The sequence below is a fragment of the Solibacillus merdavium genome (assembly GCF_014836935.1).
Lineage (GTDB): Bacteria > Bacillota > Bacilli > Bacillales_A > Planococcaceae > Solibacillus > Solibacillus ferritrahens.
Genome location: NZ_JACSPW010000023.1, coordinates 1 through 26,202, shown reverse-complemented (window position 1 = coordinate 26,202; position 26,202 = coordinate 1). Strand labels below are relative to the sequence as shown.

Genomic DNA, 26,202 nt, shown 5'->3' with positions numbered 1-26,202 from the left:
AAATGAATTATTGTTCTATTAGGAAATAAGGGTGAGTTGTATTGAAGGAATCAAAAAGACCAAATGTACAAGAGCTATTATTGTCCCATTTTTCAAAGGAATTAATCGAAAAGGTTTTTGAAAATATTGCTGAAGGTATTATGATAACGGATAAATATAAAAAGATCTTATCAATTAATGCTGCTTTCGAATTCGTAACGGGCTATAAATTAGAAGAGGTTCAAGGTGAAAAGCCTTCTATTTTACAATCCGGCGTACATGATAGAATTTTTTATATCGATATTTGGAATCAGATTGAGAGAGATGGCATTTGGCAAGGTGAAATTTGGAACAGACGCAAAACAGGTGAATTATACCCTGAATGGCTGACAATAATAGAAATAAAAGATGAACTTGGTGAAGTTACAAATTACTGTGGTATTTTTACGGATTTGTCGGAACGGAAAATTGTTGAAGATGAGCTCGAAAAAAGAACACTGCATGATTCATTGACAGATGTATGTAATCGTTTTGCCTTTATCGAACGAATGAAAGTTCTGCTGGAAATGACCGCAAAAAAAGCACAACCCACTCAACATGCTGTTCTTTTCATGGATTTGGATCGCTTCAAGCAAGTTAACGATACACTTGGACATGCTATTGGAGATCAACTATTAGTGGAAGTAGCGAGACGTGTAAATAGCTTGCTTAAAAACAAGGATATTTTAGCTCGTTTTGGCGGGGATGAGTTTGTCATTACATTGGCTAACATACAACATCCGAGAGAAGCGGCAAAATTCGCTGAACAGGTGATCCGGGCTTTCGAAATACCGATTAAAATCCACGATCAAGACATTTATGTTTCAACGAGTATGGGAATCAGTATTTATCCTGAGGACGGTATGACACCAGAGCAACTATTAAATCGTGCTGACCGTGCGATGTCTTACTCTAAGGAAAATGGGCGAAATTGTTTCTCCTTTTACTTTGAAGCATTAAAAACTGATTCAAATCGAGTTTTGAAGTTGGATAGTGAATTACGCAAAGCAATTGAAAATCGTGAATTTACACTGGTCTACCAGCCGAAAATAAATACAGTAACAAATGATATTGTCGGCATAGAAGCTCTAGTGCGTTGGAACAGTGAAAAACTCGGCTTCGTTTCACCCGCAGAATTCATTGAACATGCCGAAGAATCGGGCTTAATCATTTCTTTAAGTGAAATTATTTTTGATTTGGCATGTGAAGGAAACCATAAATTAGTTGCGGCAGGGTATCCAAAAATTCCGATAGCGGTTAATGTATCTAGCATCCATTTCCAGCAGCAAAGCTTCTTAGAGTCGGTCCAGACAATTTTAGAAAGAAATAATACATCTGCTCAATGCTTCGAAATCGAAGTTACAGAGCGTACAGTTATGAATAGTGCACAGGAGACGGTTAGTAAATTAGTGAAGCTGAAACAATTAGGATTTAAGCTATCAATTGATGATTTTGGGACAGGCTATTCTTCATTAAGTTATTTAGTACGTTTCCCGTTAGATGTATTAAAAATTGACCGCAGCTTCATTCAGCATATATGCTCACTGGATGACAAACAAGCTATTGTCGATGCAATTATTCAAATGGCACACCGCCTGCAAATGAAAGTAGTTGCAGAAGGGGTGGAAACGAGCCAACAGGTTGAGTTATTAAAGTCAATGGGCTGTGACTTTATTCAAGGATATTACTACAGCAGACCATTGCCAATGAAAGAATTAATTGACTTCATTCAATTTTGGGAAGTCGAGCATCAAGGAAGGATTTAAAAGCATGACAAAATTTAAATTAGTAGCAACAGCAGCGATGGGATTAGAAGCAATCGTAGCAGAAGAAGTACGTGAATTAGGATATGAAACACAAGTAGAAAACGGAAAAGTGTATTTTGAAGGTGACGAGATGGCGATTGCCCGCACGAATTTATGGTTGCGTGTAGCAGACCGTGTAAAAATCGTCGTTGCCCAATTTCCGGCAAGAACATTCGACCAACTATTTGAAGGGGTAAAATCGGTTCAGTGGGAAAAATATTTACCAGTGGATGCAAGTTTCCCGGTTTCAGGCAAGTCCGTTAAGTCGACTTTGTTTAGTGTACCTGACTGTCAGGCCATTACAAAAAAGGCGATTGTAGAACGTCTGAAATTAGCCTACAAGCGATTAGGATTTTTAGATGAATCGGGACCAACATTCAAAATTGAAATCTCGATTTTAAAGGATGTAGCAACATTAACGATTGATACATCGGGTGTCGGTTTGCATAAACGCGGTTACAGAACGACGCAAGGGGAGGCGCCTTTAAAAGAGACGCTTGCAGCAGCGTTGGTGAAAATTTCTAAATGGTCTCCAAGCCGTCCATTCGTAGACCCATTCTGTGGTTCAGGGACAATTGCTTTGGAAGCGGCAATGATCGGCCAAAATATTGCGCCAGGCTATAACCGTGAATTCATTTCCGAGTCTTGGCCATGGATGAAACAGGATATATGGGATAAAGCGCGTGATGAAGCGGATACTTTAGCGAACTATGATCAGGAACTTAACATTATTGGTACGGACATTGACCATAAAATGGTAGCGATTGCTCAGGAAAATGCTCTTGAAGCAGGCTTTGGAGATTTGTTGACTTTCAAACAAATGCAGGCTACAGATTTTACTACGAAGCTAACAGATGGAGTTATCGTAACAAACCCGCCATACGGAGAACGTATTGGTGAAGTGGAAGAAATCGAAAAAATGCTCCGCCAATTTGGTCAAGTGATGCAAAATTATCCGACATGGTCAGTTTACATGCTGTCATCAATGGAAGAATTTGAAGTACATTACGGTAAAAAAGCAACGAAAAAGCGTAAATTGTTTAACGGTTTTATTCGTACAGATCTGTATCAATATTGGGGTCAAAAATCTAAGCGTGAAAATTAATATGAAAACTACATTGGTGCTAAACTAATGTAGTTTTTTGTTGCATATTAGTATTTTTTTTATGTATTTAGATGTATAATGATGAGTACAGAATTTTTTTTCTTCATTTGGCAGATTTCCTAAATGCTGTGGATTTTTAGGGGGGTTTTTGGGGAAAATCCAAAATCCGGACACAATTTTGCCGAGGCAGAATTGAATTGGCCAAATTTAATTATAAAGCGTGGATTTGCGGAAGGAATGGGTGATTATTCCTTCCGCTTCATATTGAGGAGGAACATCCATTTGAGAAAATCTTTACCTTTTGAACTTTCAAGAGAAAAAACTTTCTTTGATTCGTTAGGTGATTGGCTCGGTGACGTATTATATGATGAGCTACCAGAACGAGGCTTTGAGTGCCGTGATGAACAAATTTTCATGGCTTACCAGATAGAACAAGCATTAAAAGAAAAGAACGTATTATTTGCAGAAGCGGGTGTAGGGACAGGGAAAACAATTGCATACTTATTACCTGCTGTATCATACGCACGCTATACAGGAAAACCAGCTTTAATCGCCTGTGCAGATGAAACATTAATCGATCAGCTAGTAAAAGAAGGCGGAGATATTCATAAACTGCGTGATGTGTTGGACCTTGAAATCGATGTCCGTCTTGCAAAATCACGTGATCAATATTTATGTTTAAAGCGTTTTGAAGAAGCGGAAAAAACGGAAACGGAAGACTGGATTGATGATATTGCTTTTTCTATTCCGGATGGTGTATATGCACAGGGAAGCATGATTGCAGTACAGCCTTACGGAGAGCGTTCGGATTACCCGCTAGTGACGGACGAAGATTGGCAAAAAGTTAATTACAATTCCATTATGCAATGTGCTGTTTGTGACTTACGCAATCGTTGTGGCCAAACATTGCATCGTGCTCATTACCGAAAATCAACAGACCTTATAATTTGTTCCCAGGACTTTTTAATGGAGCATTTAGCAACGAAGGAGTCCCGTGAGCGTGAGGGGCAATTGCCTCTATTACCGGAAGTATCGATGATGGTATTGGATGAAGGTCATTTATTGGAATATGCAGCCCAAAAAGCATTAACAAATAAAGTGCAAGCTTATACAATTGTAGAGTTGTTGGAGCGTTTAATGGTGGATGGTGTGCGTGAACGTACACTATATGCAATGGAGCATTTACAAGATCATCACGAACTGTTTTTTGACCAATTGCGTGAAGATGTGATTAAGTCAGAGGAAGACAGAAAACGGATAGTGAAATCAGAGCGCCTTATTCAAATGGGTGAACGTGTTATAGCAGATGTGGATCAATTGTTGGAGGAATTAGTATTTGAATCAGAGCTTTACATGATTCCAGAATACGAGCTCAATATGGCGGAAGAGTTTTTAGAGCATTACGTAGCAGCAATGCGCATTTTCGTTGCACAGGGCGATGCGGTTGATTGGCTGGAGGATACTGATGGGGAAGAAACATTAGTAATAATGCCACGCCTTATTACAGACGTGCTATCTGAAACATTATTCTCGAAAAAAATGCCGATTGTATTCTCGTCTGCAACGTTATCTGTAAAAAAAGATTTCAGCTATATTGCTGCGAGTTTAGGTATTGAAAAATATCAGAGCTTTAGTGTACCATCACCGTTTGATTATGAAGAAGTGATGAAAATTTACTTGCATGAACTTTCTCAAACTGACAAAGTTACAAAAGTTGAGCAGCTTCTAAAAGATGAAAAGCAAACGTTAATTCTGTTTAAATCAAAGCAGGCGATGAATCAGTTTAAAGCTAATGTCGGTTTAATGACGCGACTGAATATTGCATTCGAGGGCGACCGTGAACTATCGGCTATTGTCCGTGAATTCCAAAACGGTGAAATTCAGGCATTATGCTCCTATCATTTATGGGAAGGATTGGATTTACCGGAAGAAGCGTTAACACGCGTTATTATTTTCGATTTGCCATTCCCACCTCATGATCCGTTATTCGATGCGAAACGTTCATTTGCACAAAATCCTTTTGAAGAAGTTGAGTTGCCATTCATGCAGCTTCGTCTTCAACAAGGAATGGGCCGTTTAATTCGTACTTCGAATGATCATGGTGATATTCATATTTTATTAAATGATGAAGAAGTAAAAGTAAAATCAAACTTTGTCGACATTTTGGCAGTAGAGCCACAATAATGTTTTTAACCCGTTCGTTTATTCGGACGGGTTTTTTGTTTTCTAGTTCTCAATGTATCAAGAAAGACGGAGGAATTTCGTTTTTTCTATCTAAACTAATTTTGGCTCATTATCATAATTGGGATTGCTTTTCTAATAAAATTCCACTAATTGGTTGATGGGCTACGGCAAGACAGTGATAAAACCAATTGCTAAAAAAATAATACGCCATCAAAGCATTAGTTTTTAATAAGGGAAGATTTTACCGTTATTTAAATGTTTTTGCTCATTTTGGGATAAATAAGGGAACGTTTTACCGTTATTTTAAATAAAATCCCAAATTTTCATGTTTTTTAGGCCAATAACGGAAATTCCTTCCCTTATTTTCACTATTTTTTATGTTATTTTCGAAATAACGGAAATTCCTTCCTCTATTTCCCTTATTACGCAATTCAATCTCCCTGAAGCCCCCAACATAATTTCTTCAACGAAAAAGAGTTATGCGAAGTGTAGGGACGGACTCCTTGGCGATGAAGCGTGCGCGGAAAATGGGTTGCTCCTGTCGCTGACGCTTTCGTCACAAAGCTTTGGAGCCACGCCGCTCGGAAAGTCTACCCCAGAAGGAACGTAGTATCAATGGACGAAAGCTTCAAAAACACTTGATTAAACACCCCGCTAGTGCAGCAGAACTGATTTTATTAGCTAAATCTAATCTTATTTTTTCAATTTTGTATCCCCGACTTATGGTGATGAACCCAATTTTTGAATTTTTGCTAAAATAAAGTGAGTCAAATTGAATCTTCATCCGTCTATATGTTTAAGGAGGTGGGAAACGAATTGCCGATTAAAAGCATGTACGTCACTTATAGTGATAGCATTTACCAGTTTATTTATTTTTTAGTTGGGGATGATGAGCTGGCAAAAGATTTAACACAGGAAACCTTTCTAAAGGCAATCAATAGCAACCCCCAATTTCGTGGTGAATCAAGCGAAAAAACATGGCTCTCAAAAATAGCGCGCAATCTCGTTTATGACCATTTTCGCCGTAAAAGACTATTGAAATTTATCCCGTTTCTACATGAGCATGAACAAATCGATTATACATATTCACCAGAACAATGGCTAGAAGCGAAAAATGAGCAATATGAGCTTTATGAAGCATTAGGAAAGTTACCTCACCATTACCGTGAAGCAATTGTATTACGGAAAATAGAACAATTTTCCATTAAAGAAAGTGCTCAAATATTAGGGTGGAATGAAGCAAAAGTAAAAAATGCCACAGAGCGCGGGATGAAAAAAATGAATGAGCTGCTAGGAGGGGAGCGAGATGCTTGATTCAAAATTAAGATCATTAGAGAGAAAAACCCTTGATGAAGAAACAAAGAATAGCCAACTTCTAAAATTAAATAAGCGAAATAAAGATTACATGAAAAAACAAAAGTTTACGTACAGTGTAACACTCGTGCTCTTTGGATTATTATTATTTGTATTTTCTCAAACAATTACAGAATCCCCAAAATCTATACAGTCGCAGCAACTAACAAATTTCGAGCTTGGGGAAGTAACGAAAGCCTACTACCTTTACAGTAAACGTGCTGATCGAATGTACAACTTAACTTCACCCTTTTATACTGATAAAATATTTACAACAGATCCGGCTGTATTAAATGAATTTGAGCTGTTATTTAAAAATAGTGAATGGTTACCTTTTAATGGGGATTTAACAAAATATACTACCTCAATAAATTACTTATTTCAATTAGAGAACGGGGAAAGTGTATATTTAAAAGAAATAAATGAGGACGGATTTTTCGTTAATCCGAATACAATGATGCAAACTAAATTAGCGCAACAAAGCCATGAACAATTTGTGTTCTACTGGATGCATATTTATATGGGAAAAAACGAATTTCCGCCTTGGAAAATTGGGTTGCTGACAATTTTATTATTAATATTTGTTTATGCAGCGATCAAATCAAATAAGAGAGGAACAATTGAAAAAAACTCATCGCTTATTAATTTAAGTGGTTTAGGACTTGCATTTTTTTGTATCCATAAAATGAATGAGTGGCTTGGTGTAAATCATTTGCTGACGCTGTTATTAATATTTACTTTTTTTATGTCCGCTACTGTATATTTACACATTTTAATAAAAAAACAAGAGCCAAATTGGAAATATCATATACAAAGAATATTTATGGCAAATATTGTTCTGTTTGTATTATTTATCTAAAAAAACCTATCCACTCTTTTCAGTGGATAGGCCTATTAATATTACTCTTCTTCAACATCAATTGTATAAAGAATATTGATTTCTCCAATACCTTCTATTGTTGCGGGTATAATAAATGCTTGCTGGAACCCATATAATTTAGTATGACCTACCATAACAGTAGGAGGTGTGATATCGAGTTCCAATTCATATTGTCCTGCATATGTACATAAATTACCAGCAATCATATTTCCAAGCTCACCTGTAAATGATTCCAACATGGGACCTTCTAAAGGCATGCCAAACATCGCTGAGCCAATTGAACCGAAAATTTCCGGAGATCCATCTATTATTACGCGACCTTTTAAATCACCGACTAACCCTATAAGTACACCCATCTCTTTTTGTTCATAAGGTTCTGTTGCAATAGAAGGAGATTTTACATCTATATTCACAGGTATTATAGATTTTAATGAATGTATTGTACCATTCAAAATGGTTTGAATATGCTTAGAAGTACTCAAATGAATTCCCCCTTTACCATGACTTTTATTACATATTATCACGTTACTTTAGTATGTGTATACAAAAAACCCAAAAGAAAAGTCATTGACGCTAAAATTGAAACGATTTATAATGAAATTGATAATTATTATCAACTGTTAAGGCGGTGTTAAAATGTTGTATGCTATAGTGGGAGCAACAGTTATTGTTTATTTATCGATCGGTAACTTTGTATTAAAAAATGTCGCAAAATAATGCCAAAAAGCTTTTATTAAAATAGTAATTTTTCAGCGCGATGTCAACTTGACAAAGCGCTTTTTTCATTGTTAATATAGAAATTTATTGGAAAATATTCCTTATTGAAAAGTATAATAACTAATTAAAAGTGAGGTCATTATGAAAATCAATATTGCAGAGAGAAATAATGTAACAGTGATTGGGAAAGGCGAGCAAGTGTTATTATTTGGCCATGGATTCGGGTGCGATCAAACTTTATGGCATTCTTTAACGACTTACTTGGAGGAAGCATATAAAATTATTTTATTTGATTATGTTGGTGCTGGGAAATCTGATATTTTGGCGTACGATTCTATAAAATACAATAGTTTGGATGGTTATGCACAAGATGTCATCGATGTCATTGAAGCATATCAACTTGAAAATGTTATTTTTATTGGACATTCCGTAAGTTCGATGATTGGTATGCTTGCAGCAATTAAAAGACCACAATACTTTTCAAAATTAATTATGATCGGACCATCTCCTTGCTATTTAAATGAAGGAAGCTATACAGGGGGCTTCAGCCGCAACGAAATTGAAGAGCTACTGGAAACGATGGAAATGAATTTTGAAGGCTGGGCAAGCTATATGGCACCTTTGGCAATGGATCAATCCAGTGACTCAATTTTAACCAAAACACTTGAAAGAACTTTTGTTTCGACCAATCCTAGTATTGCACGACAGTTCGCTGAAGTAACTTTCTTTAGTGACTATCGTCAACGATTAGGTGAGTTGCAGCTTCCCACATTAATCTTGCAATGTGCGAATGACAGCATTGTCCCAATTGAAGTAGGGGACTATTTAAATGAACATATATTGGATAGTGAATTAGTTATTTTAAATACAAGAGGCCATTACCCGCATTTAAGTGCTCCAAATTTAACTGCAGAAATCATTTTACAATATTTAAAGCGAGGATAGGGGAGAAATATAAATGGATAGTCGATTATCTCAATTACCTTGTGGATATATAGAAACCGATATGCAGTATACAATTATAAATGTAAATGAAACATTTTTAGTGTGGACAAATTTCAAACGGGAAGATCTAATCGGAAAACATATTGAAAAATTATTTTCTTCAAGTAGTAAATTAATTTTTCATTCCTATCTATATCCGAATATGTCGATTTATCGTTTGGTCGATGAGTTGTTTATTCATGTACAAAATACAGAAGGGCAAACGATTCCGTGTTTAGTTAATGTAAAGCAACTTCAATCGGAAGAAGAAGTATTCGTGTCTTTTGTTTTTATGTCAATGAAAAAAAGAATTGACTATGAGCGTGAAGTTCGTCATGCAAAGAAACTGTTGGAAGAGGCATATAAAGAAAAAACTATAGCATTTGAGGATCTTCACCGAATTAACAAAGAAATTGAAAAAAAACAAGAACAACTAATTTGTATAAATGAAGAGCTTAAGGAAATTTCAAATACAGATAACTTAACAGGAATTGCAAATCGGCGTTGGTTCCAGCAACAGCTTACTCATCATGTAATAAAATATAATCAGGAAGGTGTTCCTTTTTCATTACTCGTCCTGGATATTGACCATTTTAAACAAGTAAATGATACATACGGGCATGCAGTTGGAGATTTAGTATTGGCTCAATTGGCGCTGATTTTAAATACTGCGGCACGTGAAAATGATACCGCCGCAAGATTTGGTGGGGAAGAATTTGTTTTACTATTAGGCGAAACCGCTGAAGATGAAGCAATTCAAATTGCACAAAATCTAAATATAAAGATTGAGCAAACGATTTGGCCGACAATAGGAAGAATGACGGTAAGTATAGGGTGTGCTACGTTTAAAGAAGGGGATACAGAAAAATCCATTTTTGAACATGCAGACGAGGCGCTTTACGCAACGAAGCGGAATGGACGGAACCACGCTACACAATATGAATTGATGACATAATATCAACATAGAAGAGGCTATTGAATGGAAATTTCAGTAGCCTTTTGAAATTCAAGAAAACAAGCTGATAAGCATTATATTACATTTGCATCTATATATTTGCGGATTACTACTTGGTCAGGGGGGCTGATTTTTTCAGGCAAAGCATCCAAAGAAAAGAATTTTAAATCTATCGCTTCATCGGAATCATAACGCAATGAACCGTAGTAGTCGTCGCAAATAAAAGTTGTGGCAACAACATATACTTCATCTCCATGGGGGTATTGATAATATAATTCTTTGCCGGAGAATATACCAAACTGTTGTAGACGATTTGCTGTAAGCCCAGTTTCTTCGTACATTTCACGCATAGCTACATCTTCTAATGTTTCCCCTAGTTCCATCGATCCACCTGCAAGTCCCCAGCAACCATTATCTTTCCTTAATTGCATTAGTAATTGCTTATGTTCATTAAAAATGAGCACACAAGCACCAACCATAATAAGGGGAGCAGTACCAACTTTCTTTCGTAAATTCATAATATAACTCATTGTGGGAACTCCTTTGGTTATTTTTAACAATTGACGCTTAATGAATAATCAAGGTTTCCATAATCTGATTTTTAAGGTTTTATAATAACGGATAAAATGGGGAAGAATTCGTAATAGATAGTATTGAGAGGTGGGTAGCTAGTAGCCATAAATGAAAAAACTACAGGGAATTTATGAACATGCTGCACAGATGACGGCTAAAGGTAAGGTTGCGACATATATCCCGGCTCTTGCTACGGCTAATCCGGATGCTTTTGCTGTCAGTTTAGTATCAATGGAAGATAAGATAGATTTTGGTGAATGTACACAACTTTTTACGCTTCAAAGTGTAGTAAAGGTATTTAGTTTTATGGTGGCAATGAATCACCATGGCATCGAGGAAATTTTGCGTTATGTTGATGTTGAACCTACAGGTGATTCCTTTGATTCTATCGTCCGTTTAGAAAGTCACAATAATAAGCCATTTAACCCGATGATTAATGCAGGTGCAATTACAGTAGCATCTTTATTACCAGGGGAAACGATGTACGAAAAGGTGAAATCAGTAACTCTATTTTTAGAGCAAATTATAGGGAAGAAAGTACACATCGACAACGAAGTTTATTTATCAGAATATCATGCGGCCGATTATAACCGCGCGATTGCCTATATTTTGCAGGCAAATGGGTTTTTAAAATCAAACGTAGAGGAAGCATTGCAAGTATATTTACAGCTCTGCTCCATATCGGTCAATGTAGAGGATTTAGCGAAAATGGCTCTTTATTTTGCGACTAATGGTGAAAAGAGTACCGCCACTTGCAGTAAAGAAGTGATCCATATTGCTAAAGCATTAATGTTCACCTGCGGAATGTACAATGCATCAGGGAAGTTCGCGGCTTTCATTGGGTTACCGGCAAAAAGCGGTGTGTCCGGAGCGATAATCGCAGTTGTGAAAAATGGGGCAATTGAGCACCTACAAGGTCCAATTGGAATAGGGATTTATGGTCCTGCAATCGATCAAGTCGGCAATAGTGTCGCTGGCATTGCCTTTTTAACACAGTTATCAAAGGAATTCGACCTGTTTTGTTTATAAAGAAAAGGAACAGTCTTACATAATGAATGAGAGACTGTTCCTTAATTTATTTACTTAATGAAAATGATGATAGTTGACGTCTGGTTATCAATAGATCATGGTGATTTCAATTATTCAGCATCAATAGTTTCAATATCTACCGCTATGTAATGCGGCTGTTCATCAATTAAGAATTCAAAATAAATAATATGACCATTCTCTTTTATTGTTTGCAGAGGCTTCAATTTAAAACATTTTTCATTTAATAACTTTATTTGCTGTTATCAACGGCTAGACCAATTAATTCGTATTTTACATGTAAATATGCATAATTGATCTCTTTATATTCTTGTGGAGATTGATTAATTAGTTGCTCCGCATATTTTTTTATACTTTCTGTAGCTTCATGCAGATTATTAAATAAAACAAATTCTTTTAGTTTGTTAATATAAAAGTCGGTTGTCTTTTGAAAACAGGCAGCTGTAATTTCCTTATAATCATTTGGTGATTGCGCTAACAATTGTTGTTTAATGCTTTTAATGGTATTTGCATCTGCCTCTGTTTGATGTGTTGAAATTACTTCATTCATCAATTGCTTAAATTGAAGTACTTTGTCCAATTGCATATTATATTCCTCCTATAGTCCCGAAAAAATAGCAACATTGTAAATTGAAGTTGTTGCTAAATGGTCGCTTCATAAAGAGACAAGGAATACAAGAGAAGTTTTCTTTTTCGCAATGAAAACCTTTGTATAATTGTCGCACTATGAGCATGAAGAATATTTACTTTCATACTCTAAACCTCCTATCCGCGTAGGTTAATGGTTTGTACTTGAAAAGGCAGGTCTCCTGGCTTATCATCAACGCTCCTCACACCTTCCCATTTTCGGCAATAGTGGTTTATTGTGAGTTGCTCCGAATCACAGTTGCGGGACAGCGACGGATTCACACCGTTCTTCCCTTTTAATTAAATGTTAAATTTAAACCTTTTCCAGTAAAATTTAGTTATTCTTAGATAGCTATTTGTAAACAATAAGGGGAGAGTAATACAAATAGCTATCCTACAATGACTAAACTTAAATGAATTAGCAATCGAAATATAATTGGAAGAGTAAACCACTAATGTTTTGTTCTTAGTGGTTTACTGTATTTTAGTGAAATCAGACAGATAATACTTGCGCGCGTAATAGCTTAGCGGCTTCTACCATATTCGTTAATGAAGCAATCGTTTCAGACTCATGGCGCGTTTTTAAACCACAGTCAGGATTGACCCAAAATTGTTCTGTAGGAATGACAGCAAGACTCTCTTCTAATATCGAACTAATTTCAGCTACACTTGGAATACGGGGGCTATGAATATCATAAACGCCTAAACCAATTCCAAGCTCATATGGATGAACTTTTAACGAATTAATTAGCTCTCCATGGCTTCTTGAAGTTTCCAATGAAATAACATCTGCATCCAATGCGCGGATTGGATCGATAAAATCATTGAATTCGCAATAGCACATATGGGTATGAATTTGTGTATCTACCGCAACTTTTGATGTTGCGAGCTTAAACGAATCCACCGCCCATTGTAAATATTCATCCCAATTTTCTTTGCGTAAAGGAAGCCCTTCCCGAAGTGCAGGTTCATCAATTTGGATAATTTTTATGCCTGCATCTTCAAGTGCCTTTACTTCCTGCTGAATCGCTAAACCTAGCTGGAATGCCACTTCTTTTCTTGAAATGTCCTCGCGAACGAATGACCAATTTAAAATAGTGATAGGTCCAGTAAGCATGCCTTTTACATATCTTGAAGTAAGTTTTTGCGCTTCAACTACCTCTTTAACAGTCATTGGATGTGTCCATTCGACATCACCGTATATGATTGGTGGTTTAACGCAACGGGAACCGTATGAAACAACCCAAGCATTTTTCGTAAAGGCAAATCCCGTCAAATGCTCTCCGAAATATTCCACCATATCTGTTCGTTCAAATTCTCCATGTACTAATACGTCTAACCCAATTTCTTCTTGAATTTGAATCCAACGAGCCGTTTCTTCCTTTACAAACGCATCGTATTGTTCGTCTGTAATTTCCTTCTTGCGCCATGCCGAACGTGTTTTCTTTACTAGTTGAGATTGAGGAAAGCTCCCAATTGTTGTCGTAGGGAAATCAGGAAGCTTTAACGATTTCTTTTGCAGTACTTGGCGTTCTTTAAATGGGACAGAACGTGAGAAATCGGAATCCTTAATTCCTTCAACTAAAGCTTTAACTTGCTCATTTTTTCGTATAGCGTGTGTTGCCAAAGATTCAATCACTTTAATGCTATCTGCGACGATACCTTCTTTACTCCAAGTTCCATGCTGAATGTAATTTGTTATATGTGCAATTTCACGGATTTTTTCGTCTGCAAAAGCAAGCGCATCGTATAATTCATGCGGAAGATTTTGTTCTGATTTTTTTGTAACAGGGACGTGCTGTAGACTGCAGGAAGAACTAATCCATAAATCATTAACACCACTTAGTTGCTTAACTGTACTTATTGTAGAAACAGCTTCTGCTAAGTTAACGGACCATATATCCCGACCGTTAATTATTCCGATACTTAACGTTTTATCCTTAGGGAAACCATATTGTAAAAGCGATTTCATATTTTCTTTCTTACCGTGTACGAAATCTAAGCCAATACCTGCGACAGGTAAATTACATAAGCGCTCAAATGAAGTTAATGCCTCAAAATAAGTCTGTATCAATATATTTGCCTGAGGTACAGCTTCCGTTAACTGCTTATACACTTCTTCGATTAATAAAATCTCTTCTTCCTCAAGATTTTTTGTGAAAGAAGGTTCTTCGATTTGAATCCAATCAGCACCAGCATCTACAAGTTGTTGGATTACTTCCGCGTATAGCGGAAGTAATTTTAAAAAGAAGGCTGCACGGGTTTTTTCGTCATAACCTTTTGCTAAATCAACGAAAGTATAGGGACCGATAAGTGTTGGTTTTCCAATGATGCCTAGTTCATTCTTAGCTTCTTCAAACTGTTGTAGGATGTAGTTATTTGTTAAGAATAATTCCTGGTTTTCATATTCCGGAACAATGTAATGGTAGTTTGTATTAAACCATTTCGTCATTTCACTTGCGATTACTTCGTCTGTACCACGTGCCATTGCATAGTATTTAGTTAACGGTGAGGCATTTTGTAGTATATTATAGCGTTCAGGAATGAGGTTAAACATTACCGCCAAATCCAACACACGATCGTATTTTGTATAGTCCCCGATAGTAATTAACTGTAGTCCTAAATCCTGTTGACGTTTTAAGCGATTCAGGCGAATAATTTTTAGCTGTTCTTCAAATACATCTTCTTCTATCTCTTTTTTCCAAAATTTTTCTAAAGTCTGTTTCCATTCTCGGTTAGCTCCAATATAAGGGTAACCGATAACATTACTAACAATATTCATTTGATAAGCCTCCTCAATGTATTTACATAACCCAAATAAAAAAGCTGTTTCCAATGTGACTTGGAAACAGCTTAGGACTTATCTATGCATAGTAAAATAAACGTCTATAATTGACGCTTTATTCGCACAGAACACCACCTATTTCCACGTAGGTATCGGGTGTGTACTAGAAAAAGGCAGGTCTCCTGACTTAACATCAACGCGTCTCTTACCTTCCCGTTATTTAACAGTGGCTTTTTAAGAGTTGCTCCGTAATACAGTTGCGGGACAGTGTTGGATTCGCACCAACTTCCCTTTTAAACGCACAACAATGTGCGTACCTTTTCTTACACGTTATGTAATTGTACAAACTATAGCATAAAAGGAATCATAAATGTATACCTCGGTTATAAAAAATATAGAATTTTCAGTAAAAAACGCAAAAAGAGAGACTTATTACAGCTTTTTATCAAAATTTGAAGGGAGAAATAGAATTTTAATGATATCGCTTAATAAAATTAACAAATAATAATATGGCTGAACTTTTTAAATGAACATATGGAGGATGTACTCGTAATTTCTTTTAAGTGATCCCATAATGTATTCTCCCCTTGACCATAAGAATGAATGGCTACTGCTGGACATTGATTTGCTAGGCAATGTACTGGATAACACTATGGGAAATTCTTTTAAAATGTGTGTAAGACCAACCTGCCTGAAAGCCAGTCGTTTTCAGGGTTTGAATTAGTTCTGTTCGTTGACTGTCTGTTAATAGTTCGCGTCCTCTTGAAGTTTTCATGATTCACCATCCTAATAATTGATTATAATTTCAGCAAGTCAACTGTCATTTTAATGGACAGTGGACTACTTATAGCATAATAAATTCTTTTTAAACATTCTGCACAACTTACTCTTTAATTATTAATTTTAATTCCTCATAGTCCCTCACTTTTTGACAGTGCTTGCTGCTCATCTCTCACACCGTTTCTACCACTAAAATACATATAAATTGGCTGGGATTTTGATAAAAGCCTTGTTCGACCCTCTTTCTTAAATAGCAACACAATAATAAGAAAAAAGGAGAATGAATATGGCAAGTTATAATCTTACTTATGATTTTAAAGAGACATTAGTGGGGCAGAGTCGGACGTTTAATGATAAGGGTAACGACCAAACAATTACGTTGACGCTCAATTCGAAAGCTAACAATTCAGGTGGTCGATCAGATGAATACGTTGTTCAATTGCAGGCGCAAGCTCAGCGTATGTGGTTTACAGTAAAAACAGCTTCATTTCCACGGAACGGCACGAAAACGGTAAAGTTTACAGATATGGTTGGTACGGCTTATCGGCTAAGATTTGAGAAATCGACGGATGATGTCCGAGTAACCGGTACTGGGGTTATGAGTAACTAGAAAAAAACCATTATAATATCGGCTTATCTTAAAGATGAGCCGGTATTCTCAATGAATACGTGCGATGTAAAAATATTTGACTATTCGTTTGATTATTCAGGGTTATGCATCTCTTTTGTATTACAAGGGGGGGAAGAAATGAATGACGTAACCGTGTATACGCAAGCGCGTTGTGGGTATAGTGGCCAGTTAAAGGACTTTCTGAAAAGGAACCATATTGAATATACCGAGAAAGATGTCTCTGACCGTAAGCATTTTGATGAGTTGATGGAACTGAAAGGTCAAGGGGTTCCGTTTACTTTGATTTACAATAAGCCATACGCAGGCTTCAATGAGAGAGTAAAAACTGCTCTCATGAGCTTCAACTCCCAAAATTAACAAAAAATACTAATAGAGGTGACTGGAATGAATAAGTTTTCACGTTTTATCCCGAGTTACGAAAAAGAACAGTATGAAGATGTTTTTGCGAAAGCAGCGTTTACAGACGTTTTAAGCGAATTAAATCTGGGCGAGCCGGAAAATACAGATATTGTGAAGGTTACGCATTCAGATGAAGGAAGTACCGTAATAGAAATCAATAAGCTAATGAGCTTTGGTAACAAGGCCCAGGTAATCTTAAAACAATATGAAGCGAAGTCGGAAAGTCAAACAGACACAGCAGAAGTGGTGCAGGTTTGGGTGCAAAACGGTGCAAAAGTTGTCACTAAGGAATATGTAAATGGGGAACTTAATTTAGAACAACCAGTAGAGATAATGCATGATGTCTATAAGGATTATGTAAAGATTCCAGAAGTAGCGGAGGAGCACGAAGAACTCTTAGCAGAAATAATGTATGATCCAACCAGCTGTATCAGTTCTGGTTCTTGTTGTTACTTTGAAGGTCAACGCTACGAGCATTGCGGGAAATCGTGTGGCATTTATAATAACGCTGGTGGAGGAACCCCAATCAATGCGATTGACCGTTGTTGTGTAACGCATGACAGGGATCTCCAAGGTCCAATGCCTAGGATTTCAGTATGTGACGCTCATAAAAAGTTAATTAAATGTATGGATGGATTAAAAGGACCTGGTGATACTACAATCCGTACTGGAATCCGAGCTGACGCGTTATTAAAAGGTTGCGGGTTCATTTAATAAACAATTTCGTTAAGGAATGGCATAACTATCCCCAAGACGAACAAAACGATGGCGATGTAAAGGACGGTACCGGCTATTGGTAGAATCCATTTTTGCTTCTTGTATTGGAACCAGTAATTAACTGCCCACATGGCGAGCAGAAAAACAATAAGACCGAATTTAAACATGTCAGATTCTTGGACTGGGCTAATATTTACCACAGAGAAAAACGCGAGGAAACCGATCGCTCCTAAAAGGAGTAAGTTGACAACATGCACGATGATATTATAATTGTTTTTCATTAAATCTCCACCACCCTGGTAATTTCTAGTATAATGACCTACAGAATACTATAAGTGACATCAATGAACAACAGGAAAATGTCCTATGTAAAAAGACTGTTTATGTAAATAGAGCAAGGTACTATTAAAAAACACAGCCTGCTTGAAGTGACCCCTAAAAGTTAGACACGGTTATTTCATCTAGGCAGCTTGGGTGAACTGAGTTCGGTATTGCACCGGACTCAGTTTTAATTTTGCCTTGATTCGTTTCGTGTTGTAATATTTCATGTATTTTTCTAGTTCTACTTTAACATTGCCTGAATACTTTTTGTCATCTAGGTCTTTTAAGAGGTTCGGGTCCTTTAAATAGCTACAAATGTGTTGTATGGGATGGGGCAAGTTCTTTTATAGAAATAGGTAATAAAGAAATAAACGAACCATAAAAAGTTCAGACAACAAATAGTTATGTATCAAATATAGAATAACTTTGGGAGGATCAGCGGGTGTTCAAATCTCTTGGTTTGAAATTGTCGCGCACGTCTCCCTCTTTCATGACGATGAAACCCCACTCTAAATCAGAGTGGGGCTTTTGTTGTACTCTTGTTGAACATGCAGAGAAAGAATAGAGGCAGGTTTATTTCTTTTTATTAATGAATTCTAAAAATCCTGGTACTTCTAATTCATCGAGCATTTTCATTTTCTCGATGATTTTAATTCTGATTTCTTGCTTCATATCTTCCTGGTCATTATGCGGGACATTACTGACAACCTTCTTTATTCTAAGTTCGAAATCATCAATTATTTTTTCACAGGCAACATCATCAATTTTACAAATAGAAATCCCTCCTAACTATCCTTTACGGATTGTCTTAGAACTTTTATGGCTTTATTGTGGTTATAGGAAATGACTTGCTTGGTTTCGCATATGATATCCGCTATTTCTACATCCTTTAAATTGTACTGGTATTTGAGGGTGAGTACCCTTTTTTGTTTATCAGAAAGAGAGTTCCAAGCTTTATATAGATTCAAGTCTTCGAATAATTCCTCCAAAGGGAGCTGGGAGGAATCTAACATAGGTTGTTCATAGGATGGCAGGGTATCCTTCATAGTTGTGTTTCCGCTTTCGTTTTCGCTTATAGGGTTGTCTAGAATGAGTTGTTGTGTTGCACGGTACTTATTAATTCTCTTATCTAGGTCAATGGAATAGTAATGTATGAGCTTGTCGATATAAGCGATTACTTTGGCCCGTTTGTAATAGGCTTTAAAAGCGGAATCCAGTTCATTTTTTATCTCTGGGCTTGGCGATTCAATGAATGCTGAAAATTTTTGATAGTTGGCCTCAACCTTTAAGAAATTTAATACGATAGGTTCTTTTAGTTTTTCTCTTTCTTGAGTTGTGAACGAATAACTAGGCTCCAATTTCATCCCCCCTTTTTACATATTAAAGAGAATAAAATACACAAATAGTCAAAAATATAGGAACGTATGTTCTGTGTTACGTTCTCATTTTATATAAAGTTTTATTTTTTTACAATCTTTCTTTGACTCTATTCTGATTTCATTCTCTTTATAGGGGACAAGGAGGAGATTAAGATGTCAAAAACAGAAGTAATAATCTATGGGGCGGATTGGTGTGTACATTGTATTAACGCTAAAGATTGGTTAGACAAAGAAAACATTCCGTATGAATTCAAGAATATAGATAAACCACAAAATAAAGCATATTTAAAGGATTTAAATGTGCAAGGTATCCCATTTATTGAAGTGAAAACAGAAGGAATGGATACGGTGCATATTCAAGGTTTTAACCCTGACCAGCTGTTGGACACTATTTAATGATTGCTAAGGTGGGGAGGTTTTTGAAAATATAGATTTTCACCTTCCCGATCTTTTGATTAAGATATGGCGGTGTAGCCAAGCAGTAAGGCAAAGGACTGCAAATCCTTGAACCTCGGTTAGATTCCGGGCTCCGCCTCTATCAATCAGGTATTTTTGTACAGCAAGAAACCTCTCAACCTTATACAGGAGGTCTCCATCTTACTTATATTGATGTTTTGATGGTGATGATACAAGACGAGAGAGGGGGATAAAATGACTCAAGAAAATATTCCTATTTGGATTAGTTTAATAGGGAATTTTGGATTCCCGATTGCGATAACGGTATACCTGTTTGTTCGGTTTGAACGTAAACTAGATCATTTAGAAAAAGTCATAATGGAACTATCCACTGTCATAAAAAACCTTAAAAAATAAGGGGGCGTGAATATGGATATCAGTATATTGATGAATTGTTATTGTAAGTCGAGAAAAACGACAAACTTCTACTCGAAAATGCTACAAAGTGAAAATATTGGTGCTATAGAGAAAGAAGCAATATATGACCTTTTATTAGAAAGTGTAAAAGCTTCTACTAAGATAAAGAATTTATGTGAAAGAAGATATGAGCATTGCGAATGTGAAGTTCCTCTAGAATAAAAACCCACCCAAATAAGGGTCGCTTTTACTTTCAGGTTTACATGAGTAGATTCATCTCTTTAATAGATAAGGAGTGTAATTTGACCACACTTCCTTTGTGAAGGGGAGAGTCGCACTGGGGGAAGGGAAATGACAGAAAAGAAGATAAAATTAATTCCATTTAAGAGGGAAATTAAATGTTAAACTTTTTTAAAAGCCGGTGATGTATGCTGCTCAAATATGGCTTCCTGTTCAAGTAAATGGCGAATACTTGGTAAACGCAGTTCTTTACACATTTCAATCATTTCTGCTTACTTGTCCATTATTGAATCACTCCTGTTCCTTTAGAATGAAATAACGCTGCTAATGACGATAAATTATCTAAGGATTGGCTGGTGACATCATCTTGGTATGTTAGAAATGTACGTACTTCAGCTGACTGTTCTGCTAAGAAAGTAATTTTATCGGTTGTTATATGATCCAATCCATCGATAAATAAGATAAAGCCACTTAGACAAAGTGGCTTTATTTTATTTTGTACATGTATAAACTCGGTAACTAAAAGTTTCTTGGTATTTTGAGATGATTTCCAAATGTTTTTTCATGACGTCGTATAGCACTGGATCAATTTCATTGGAGTAATGAAAATCGGGTTCCGATTCAATAGTGGTATGATGCTGTATTTGAATATTTTTAAAGCCAATCTGTTTTAATAATTCCGCCCAGTCCTTTTCCATGAGTAGGGAATCAAGACCATAAAACTGCATGATTTCTTGCTCTTGGGTAACGTCAAGGCGTTCGTTCAACGTTGGCTCAACAGCAATGAACCGGCCGCCATTTTTTAATATGCGATAAATCTCACTTATGGCTTTTGGTTTATTAACAAATGAAATGACGGATTCAGAAATAATAAAATCAAAGTGATGATTCGGTAAGGGGATATCTTCAATGGAGCCTTCTATAATTTCTACAGGTAAATTATTAATCTTCATTCTATGTTTGGCCTTTGCAACCATTGTCGAATTAAAATCAAGCGCTGTCACATTAGCTTGGAAAGTTTGTGACAAGTAAGCTGCTGTTTGACCAGTACCACAGCCAGCATCTAAAACGTGACAAGTACTGTTAATATTTTCGCTTTTTAATATTTCTTCTGTTAGCTTAATTCCGCCAGGGTGTGCACCACCAATACCAAGTTCTGCGAGAAGTTCTAAATAGGAATTTTTTATTTGTTTCACCTACTTTAAATTTTGATAAAGAAAGAAAAAGTCACACTTTTTGCATTGTTCTAGAAGGTTATTACATGCTTCAAGCCACGATGTGAAGAATATATTGCTTTGTATCATATGTCAGTAAAAAATGATGGTTCTTTTTTGGGAGTAGAATAAGGATATTTAATTGATGTTAAAACCTACTAAATTAATAAGATAACAAATATTTAATCAAAAGGCTTGAATTCCAATTGAAAAATATTGTATTATATTCCTATAAAGAAACTAGGTATTTAAATTGGGGGAATAATATTGTTACAGATGGCTTTAACGGGTATCCTTTGTGGTGCTCTTTTAGGTTTTGTAATGCAGCGAGGACGCTTCTGTTTAACAGGCGGTTTCCGCGATATGTACATTGCAAAAGATAATCGCATGTTTTATGCGCTACTTGTTGCCATTGCCGTACAGGCAGTAGGTGTGTTTGTACTAATTGGCGCAGGTGCGTTTGAGTATACAGTAGGGCAGTTTCCATTGTGGGCAACAATTGGAGGCGCATTTATTTTTGGTATAGGTATTATTTTTGCTGGTGGTTGTGCAACAGGTACTTGGTATCGTGCAGGGGAAGGCTTAATCGGAAGCTGGATTGCATTGGCGTTTTATATGTTAATGGCAGCTATCATGAAGTCAGGTCCATTAGCACAATTTACAGTGGATGCACGTACACCGGTAGTCGGTACAGATTCGATTGCAGAAACATTTGGCATTAATGTTTGGTTTTTAGTCATTCCGTTTGTAGCCTTGGTAGCATTCGTTGTTTACCGTGAATTACGTAAACCTCGTGTAAAAATTCCAAGCTTAAAACCAAAGAAAACAGGTTTAGCGCATATTTTATTTGAAAAGCGCTGGAATCCATATGTGACAGCAATCTTAATCGGATTAATTGCGACATTGGCATGGCCGTTAAGCGCGGCATCAGGACGTATTTTCGGCCTAGGTATTACAACACCTTCAGCAAACCTTCTCCAGTTTTTAGTAACAGGAGATTTAGATATTATTAACTGGGGTGTGTTCCTAGTACTAGGGATTTTCTTCGGCTCGTATTTCGCAGCAAAAATGAGCGGGGAATTCCGTTTACGGACACCTGATACAAAAACAGTTGTACGAAGCTCTAGCGGCGGTATTTTAATGGGATTCGGCGCTAGTCTTGCAGGAGGCTGTTCGATTGGTAATGGTTTAGTAATGACGTCTATGATGACTTGGTCAGGCTGGACGGCTTTAACATTTATGATTCTAGGAACATGGACAGCATCTTATTTCGTATTTGTGCGTCCGTCAAAACAACGTGCAGCAGCGCGTGCATAAGGAGAGATTTTATATGAAGAAAACATTAGAAGTATTAGGAATGGTTTGCCCATTCCCGTTAATCGAAGCAAAAGAAGCAATCAAAGAATTAAATACAGGCGATGAGCTGGAAGTACAATTTGACTGTACACAAGGAACAGAGTCAATTCCTCGTTGGGCAGCTGAAGACGGTCATGAAGTGACGAACTATGAGCAATTAGGCGAAGCATCTTGGACAATTACGATTAAGAAAAAATAATTTTTCTACGGGCAGCATCTCGAATTTTGAGGTGCTGTTTTTTTGTAGGGGTGGGTTTAAGGAGCCGGTTCGTTGGTATTTTATTAGAACAATTGAGCGAGTTATTAGAAAAACTCGAAGTGATATTAGAAGATTGAAAGGCTATATTAGAACAAATTGACCTCATTTTAGAACATCTTAAAGGTATATTAGCAAATCGGGATTTTATTAGAACAAATAAATTTATATTAGATGATTTCGAACTATATTAGAAAATCTGACAACGACTGTGTCCGAATTTTATTAAATAAAAGATAAAATACGCTCAATGTACGTGAGATATCCCCAGTGTACCGAAAACACTCAAAAAGGCTTCATGAGACATTTAGCTGTGTCCACAAAAGCCAAAATGTCGTAGTTCTTCTTACACGCCTATACCATTATATGAATAGAGCTTCGTTCTTCCGAAATAACACTACCTTCAATTTCACCAAAATTATCAATTATAAGCCGGTCTCCAATATGTAAAGGTGGTTGATTTAAAAATAGTTCTATTAATTGAACATCTCTAAAATCACTTTCATACGTAGTACAAACAGGCTGTTTAATAAAATAACTTTTATTCATGATTTTAAAGCTTAAAAAATTATGATGTAATGATTGCCCATCTAATTGAGTAATATTCATTGGATCGAAACCTATAAGTTTAATGGCTCCTGAAATAGTTAGTTTTATGCCATCAGATTTATAAAAATGTTCGAAAATATTTAATTTATCTGATAGGGCGCTGTTTACAATTCGAGTAACTTCCTCCGCATTATCAGGAATAGTTAATTCTGCAGATGTATAGTTGTTTGCATTTTTTAAAAAGTGATATAAGCCTAACTTTGATTTTGAGAATTTTACTTTCCAGTTCTCTGAAATGTCATCTAATAATAGACAAAGAAAAAGACCGGAATTATAGCAGCTAATTCGAATATTTAGGTTTGATATGTTGTTATCTAATAATTGCTCAGCAAAGTGTTTAATTATTTCTTCATTAATATAACTAATATCAGTTAACGCTTGATATTCAACATACAGTGCAGGTCCTTCAATAGTTTCAACTGAGTTTTCATATTCCACATAATCAGGAAATAATTCGGTTCTCATGTCTCTAAGTGTGATGAATTCGTTTATTTTTTTCTGTTTTTCTAAAGATTCTGTTGATGTGAAAGCTTCAAAGAGTCTTTTTCTTTCTATAATACGTAGTTGAATGTTTTTAAAATCAATTGGATAGTTAAATCCTACTGTTTCATTTGGGTATCGGCTTTCTTCAGATAAATGTTGGAATACATGAAACGACTCATGTACTATTAAAGAATAGATGACTTCAAATGAATCATAAAGTGTAGTATCAACAATAGCTGTGGGTACTTCTTCAAATAATATACAAGTACAAGCATGAAATTCTTCAGTTTTTACTAATTTGATGTACCGTTCTTCGTTACATTTGGGATGGTTAAATAAAAAGACATCTCTATCATCAAAAATTGCAAAGGCAACAGGTTTAAATCCTTCCCAGTAATTCTCAAATCGTTCATTTGATATGTTGTTTAAAACTGTGTCTATAAGCTTTTTCATATAATTCTCCTATTAAAAGATATTAAATCCAAAATGCCCAAATCATAAATCTGACACACTACCAACTCTAATTAACTATAGTATAAACCTATTTTTTAATAGTAACTTCTACATATTCCAAAAAATTGGAATATTTCGATTTCCCATCAAAATATTGCTTCACCTCATAGATAGGGCACAATACATCATCCATTTTTTTAGAATAAAGAACAGACTCATCTTGTACACTTATTGAATAGTTATTTAAATGCACCGTATTTTCTCTTATAGAGTTAAAATCAAACCAGCGATATTGACCATCTTTGTGATGTTTAATTACTTCCCCTACATAGGCACCGATGCGTGTTATCAAATTATCATGATGTTCTTTTAACAGCTGCTGTCCGAATTCTGTTTGAATTAATCGATCAGCATATTCATTAACGAGACGAACACTATCTATTGAAAAATCTAAATTAGCTTTTGTTAAATTGTCTTTATCCCATTTTTCAGATGACACATCTTTAAATAACATTTCAGCACTATATTTCTTGTCATTTTTGATTAATTTAGATCTAAAAAACATTTACTCACCTCTTTTTTTATTATATAACAACCTTACTAAAAGGGGACGTCTAGCTTGTTGCAAGTATTTAAGGGGGGAGAACTAGATAACTTGTAATAAGGTAATTAGTTTTATAGATTATTCAAAGTTAATTAAAATATCTTCAATTTTACATGTTTCCATAATAAAGGAACTAATATCGTTTTTTAATGTGACTTTTATAGAATAGTCTTTAGCTTTTTCAAATATAACTTTTTGGGAATTTTCTAACTGGACTATTAGTTGATTTTCATTATCTAGTGTTTGCTCAAAAACAGTTCTTAACATTTGGAAGTCGGAAATAGTAAAGTCGCCTGCAATATGAATTTGTGTAATGCCAGATATGTTATTCTCTTTAGAATTAGGAACCATATATTTTTCAAACCCTTTTCGGATTTTTTCACTATCCATTTGTTGAAAACCAATTTGAAGGGGGATATTTTCGAAAAAATTCAAAAAGCTATTTTGCCAGGGCATCGTTTTTGAAAATAACTTAAAGAAAAATTCAATCTTAATTCTTTCAGGATTGGAAATCAAAATTCCTTCTTTTTGTAAACGCTGAACAATAGCATCAATATTATTTACATCAATCATTAGGCAAATTAATCCTCTATGTCCCGAATTATAGGCATGAACCCATTCAGGCCTCCATCCGCCGCCATCGTTATTAGTAATGGTGATTAATTCAAAGTATTCATTTCCTGTCCAAATATTAGTTGCTTTAAACCCTTTAGTACCTTTACCCTTTTTTACATTATAGGGAAGGCCAGCTTTTTTAATTTGTTGAACTTCCTCACTTTCTTGCTGGTAATTTGGATCTACATTTATTACTAGATGGTCAAGTTTCATAATGGATCACTCCCTCTATAAATGTTGATATATCAATGGCTTACGCCATTTTTGAGTGTCCAAAAAATATTTTTCGACACATACAT

At 35.8% G+C, this 26,202-nt stretch carries 27 protein-coding genes, 1 tRNA gene, 2 pseudogenes and 2 riboswitches; of the genes and pseudogenes, 17 read left to right on the top strand and 13 right to left on the bottom strand.

Translation table 11 applies throughout. The features are described from left to right. Window positions 1-41: 41 nt before the first annotated feature. The 5 genes from H9632_RS17205 (at window position 42) to H9632_RS17185 (ending at window position 7,324) form a co-directional block, all read left to right on the top strand. Window positions 42-1,784, top strand: a complete 1,743-nt coding sequence (locus H9632_RS17205) for a putative bifunctional diguanylate cyclase/phosphodiesterase (RefSeq protein WP_191705296.1) — start codon at window positions 42-44, stop codon at window positions 1,782-1,784. Window positions 1,785-1,788: 4 nt separating this feature from the next. Next, window positions 1,789-2,928: a THUMP domain-containing class I SAM-dependent RNA methyltransferase gene (locus H9632_RS17200; protein WP_191705295.1), complete on the top strand. Its 1,140-nt coding sequence runs from the start codon at window positions 1,789-1,791 to the stop codon at window positions 2,926-2,928. A 282-nt stretch (window positions 2,929-3,210) separates the two neighbouring features. After that, window positions 3,211-5,112, top strand: a complete 1,902-nt coding sequence (locus H9632_RS17195) for an ATP-dependent DNA helicase (protein WP_191705294.1) — start codon at window positions 3,211-3,213, stop codon at window positions 5,110-5,112. Window positions 5,113-5,928: 816 nt separating this feature from the next. After that, window positions 5,929-6,426 (top strand): RNA polymerase sigma factor, encoded by a 498-nt coding sequence (locus tag H9632_RS17190; RefSeq protein ID WP_191705293.1) that lies wholly within the window; start codon window positions 5,929-5,931, stop codon window positions 6,424-6,426. Then, window positions 6,419-7,324 (top strand): hypothetical protein, encoded by a 906-nt coding sequence (locus tag H9632_RS17185; RefSeq protein WP_191705292.1) that lies wholly within the window; start codon window positions 6,419-6,421, stop codon window positions 7,322-7,324. Before H9632_RS17190 ends, H9632_RS17185 begins: the two co-directional genes overlap by 8 nt. A gap of 41 nt (window positions 7,325-7,365) precedes the next feature. Here H9632_RS17185 and H9632_RS17180 read toward each other — a convergent pair whose 3' ends face one another. Next, on the bottom strand, window positions 7,366-7,827 hold the full coding sequence (locus H9632_RS17180; RefSeq protein ID WP_191705291.1) for a chemotaxis protein CheX: 462 nt from the start codon (window positions 7,825-7,827) through the stop codon (window positions 7,366-7,368). 376 nt (window positions 7,828-8,203) lie between these two features. On the opposite strand from H9632_RS17180, the gene H9632_RS17175 reads away from it, so the two are divergent. Beyond that, window positions 8,204-9,007, top strand: coding sequence for an alpha/beta fold hydrolase (locus H9632_RS17175; RefSeq protein ID WP_191705290.1), 804 nt, complete (start codon window positions 8,204-8,206; stop codon window positions 9,005-9,007). Window positions 9,008-9,020: 13 nt separating this feature from the next. Further along, complete coding sequence (locus H9632_RS17170; protein ID WP_191705289.1) at window positions 9,021-10,001, top strand: sensor domain-containing diguanylate cyclase; 981 nt, start codon at window positions 9,021-9,023, stop codon at window positions 9,999-10,001. A gap of 74 nt (window positions 10,002-10,075) precedes the next feature. On the opposite strand, the gene H9632_RS17165 is transcribed toward H9632_RS17170, so the two are convergent. Beyond that, window positions 10,076-10,531: an NUDIX hydrolase gene (locus tag H9632_RS17165; RefSeq protein ID WP_191705288.1), complete on the bottom strand. Its 456-nt coding sequence runs from the start codon at window positions 10,529-10,531 to the stop codon at window positions 10,076-10,078. A 151-nt stretch (window positions 10,532-10,682) separates the two neighbouring features. On the opposite strand from H9632_RS17165, the gene glsA reads away from it, so the two are divergent. After that, the gene (gene glsA, locus H9632_RS17160) at window positions 10,683-11,603 is read left to right on the top strand and encodes a glutaminase A (RefSeq protein WP_191705287.1); all 921 of its coding nucleotides are present in this window, start codon (window positions 10,683-10,685) and stop codon (window positions 11,601-11,603) included. 250 nt (window positions 11,604-11,853) lie between these two features. Here the strand turns inward: glsA and H9632_RS17155 are convergent, their stop codons facing one another. From H9632_RS17155 to H9632_RS17145, 3 genes are all read right to left on the bottom strand, one after another. Then, the gene (locus tag H9632_RS17155; RefSeq protein WP_191705286.1) at window positions 11,854-12,207 is read right to left on the bottom strand and encodes a hypothetical protein; all 354 of its coding nucleotides are present in this window, start codon (window positions 12,205-12,207) and stop codon (window positions 11,854-11,856) included. 196 nt (window positions 12,208-12,403) lie between these two features. Then, a riboswitch (cobalamin riboswitch) is annotated at window positions 12,404-12,586 on the bottom strand. A gap of 155 nt (window positions 12,587-12,741) precedes the next feature. After that, complete coding sequence (metE, locus tag H9632_RS17150) at window positions 12,742-15,030, bottom strand: 5-methyltetrahydropteroyltriglutamate--homocysteine S-methyltransferase (protein ID WP_191705285.1); 2,289 nt, start codon at window positions 15,028-15,030, stop codon at window positions 12,742-12,744. A gap of 158 nt (window positions 15,031-15,188) precedes the next feature. Next, a riboswitch (cobalamin riboswitch) is annotated at window positions 15,189-15,369 on the bottom strand. A gap of 292 nt (window positions 15,370-15,661) precedes the next feature. Beyond that, the gene (locus H9632_RS17145) at window positions 15,662-15,808 is read right to left on the bottom strand and encodes a hypothetical protein (RefSeq protein WP_191705284.1); all 147 of its coding nucleotides are present in this window, start codon (window positions 15,806-15,808) and stop codon (window positions 15,662-15,664) included. Window positions 15,809-16,099: 291 nt separating this feature from the next. On the opposite strand from H9632_RS17145, the gene H9632_RS17140 reads away from it, so the two are divergent. The 3 genes from H9632_RS17140 (at window position 16,100) to H9632_RS17130 (ending at window position 17,557) form a co-directional block, all read left to right on the top strand. Beyond that, window positions 16,100-16,423, top strand: a complete 324-nt coding sequence (locus H9632_RS17140) for a hypothetical protein (RefSeq protein WP_191705283.1) — start codon at window positions 16,100-16,102, stop codon at window positions 16,421-16,423. A gap of 138 nt (window positions 16,424-16,561) precedes the next feature. Then, window positions 16,562-16,801 (top strand): glutaredoxin family protein, encoded by a 240-nt coding sequence (locus H9632_RS17135; RefSeq protein ID WP_191705282.1) that lies wholly within the window; start codon window positions 16,562-16,564, stop codon window positions 16,799-16,801. 27 nt (window positions 16,802-16,828) lie between these two features. After that, window positions 16,829-17,557, top strand: coding sequence for a hypothetical protein (locus H9632_RS17130; RefSeq protein ID WP_191705281.1), 729 nt, complete (start codon window positions 16,829-16,831; stop codon window positions 17,555-17,557). Here H9632_RS17130 and H9632_RS17125 read toward each other — a convergent pair. The 3 genes and pseudogenes from H9632_RS17125 to H9632_RS17115 form a co-directional block, all read right to left on the bottom strand. After that, window positions 17,554-17,841: a hypothetical protein gene (locus H9632_RS17125; protein WP_191705280.1), complete on the bottom strand. Its 288-nt coding sequence runs from the start codon at window positions 17,839-17,841 to the stop codon at window positions 17,554-17,556. The genes H9632_RS17130 and H9632_RS17125 overlap by 4 nt on opposite strands. 180 nt (window positions 17,842-18,021) lie before the next feature. Further along, window positions 18,022-18,129 (bottom strand): annotated as a pseudogene (locus H9632_RS17120) (IS3 family transposase); the annotation flags it as partial. Window positions 18,130-18,666: 537 nt separating this feature from the next. Continuing rightward, a complete protein-coding gene (locus tag H9632_RS17115; RefSeq protein WP_191705279.1) occupies window positions 18,667-19,239 on the bottom strand; it encodes a sigma-70 family RNA polymerase sigma factor in 573 nt (190 codons plus the stop codon). A gap of 174 nt (window positions 19,240-19,413) precedes the next feature. Here H9632_RS17115 and H9632_RS17110 point away from each other — a divergent pair, with 174 nt between their 5' ends. The 4 genes from H9632_RS17110 to H9632_RS17095 all read left to right on the top strand — a co-directional run bounded on the left by H9632_RS17110 (window position 19,414) and on the right by H9632_RS17095 (window position 20,295). After that, entirely contained in the window at window positions 19,414-19,656 is a 243-nt protein-coding gene (locus tag H9632_RS17110; protein WP_191705278.1) for a glutaredoxin family protein, read from the top strand. A 68-nt stretch (window positions 19,657-19,724) separates the two neighbouring features. After that, a tRNA-Cys gene (locus H9632_RS17105) sits at window positions 19,725-19,795 on the top strand. A 116-nt stretch (window positions 19,796-19,911) separates the two neighbouring features. Continuing rightward, a complete protein-coding gene (locus tag H9632_RS17100) occupies window positions 19,912-20,073 on the top strand; it encodes a YvrJ family protein (RefSeq protein WP_191705277.1) in 162 nt (53 codons plus the stop codon). Between the two features lie 12 nt (window positions 20,074-20,085). Next, window positions 20,086-20,295, top strand: a complete 210-nt coding sequence (locus H9632_RS17095; protein WP_191705276.1) for a hypothetical protein — start codon at window positions 20,086-20,088, stop codon at window positions 20,293-20,295. 301 nt (window positions 20,296-20,596) lie between these two features. Here H9632_RS17095 and H9632_RS19170 read toward each other — a convergent pair. Beyond that, window positions 20,597-20,758, bottom strand: a pseudogene (locus H9632_RS19170) (IS21 family transposase); the annotation flags it as partial. A 46-nt stretch (window positions 20,759-20,804) separates the two neighbouring features. Next, on the bottom strand, window positions 20,805-21,509 hold the full coding sequence (locus H9632_RS17090; protein ID WP_191705275.1) for a class I SAM-dependent methyltransferase: 705 nt from the start codon (window positions 21,507-21,509) through the stop codon (window positions 20,805-20,807). A gap of 285 nt (window positions 21,510-21,794) precedes the next feature. Here H9632_RS17090 and H9632_RS17085 point away from each other — a divergent pair, with 285 nt between their 5' ends. Both H9632_RS17085 and H9632_RS17080 read left to right on the top strand, forming a co-directional pair. After that, window positions 21,795-22,844: a YeeE/YedE family protein gene (locus H9632_RS17085; protein WP_191705274.1), complete on the top strand. Its 1,050-nt coding sequence runs from the start codon at window positions 21,795-21,797 to the stop codon at window positions 22,842-22,844. A 13-nt stretch (window positions 22,845-22,857) separates the two neighbouring features. Further along, complete coding sequence (locus H9632_RS17080; protein ID WP_008404823.1) at window positions 22,858-23,082, top strand: sulfurtransferase TusA family protein; 225 nt, start codon at window positions 22,858-22,860, stop codon at window positions 23,080-23,082. 411 nt (window positions 23,083-23,493) lie between these two features. Here the strand turns inward: H9632_RS17080 and H9632_RS17075 are convergent, their stop codons facing one another. The 3 genes from H9632_RS17075 to H9632_RS17065 form a co-directional block, all read right to left on the bottom strand. Beyond that, entirely contained in the window at window positions 23,494-24,684 is a 1,191-nt protein-coding gene (locus H9632_RS17075; protein WP_191705273.1) for a hypothetical protein, read from the bottom strand. A gap of 88 nt (window positions 24,685-24,772) precedes the next feature. After that, entirely contained in the window at window positions 24,773-25,249 is a 477-nt protein-coding gene (locus H9632_RS17070) for a hypothetical protein (protein ID WP_191705272.1), read from the bottom strand. A 117-nt stretch (window positions 25,250-25,366) separates the two neighbouring features. Beyond that, complete coding sequence (locus tag H9632_RS17065) at window positions 25,367-26,116, bottom strand: VOC family protein (protein ID WP_191705271.1); 750 nt, start codon at window positions 26,114-26,116, stop codon at window positions 25,367-25,369. Window positions 26,117-26,202: the final 86 nt, after the last annotated feature.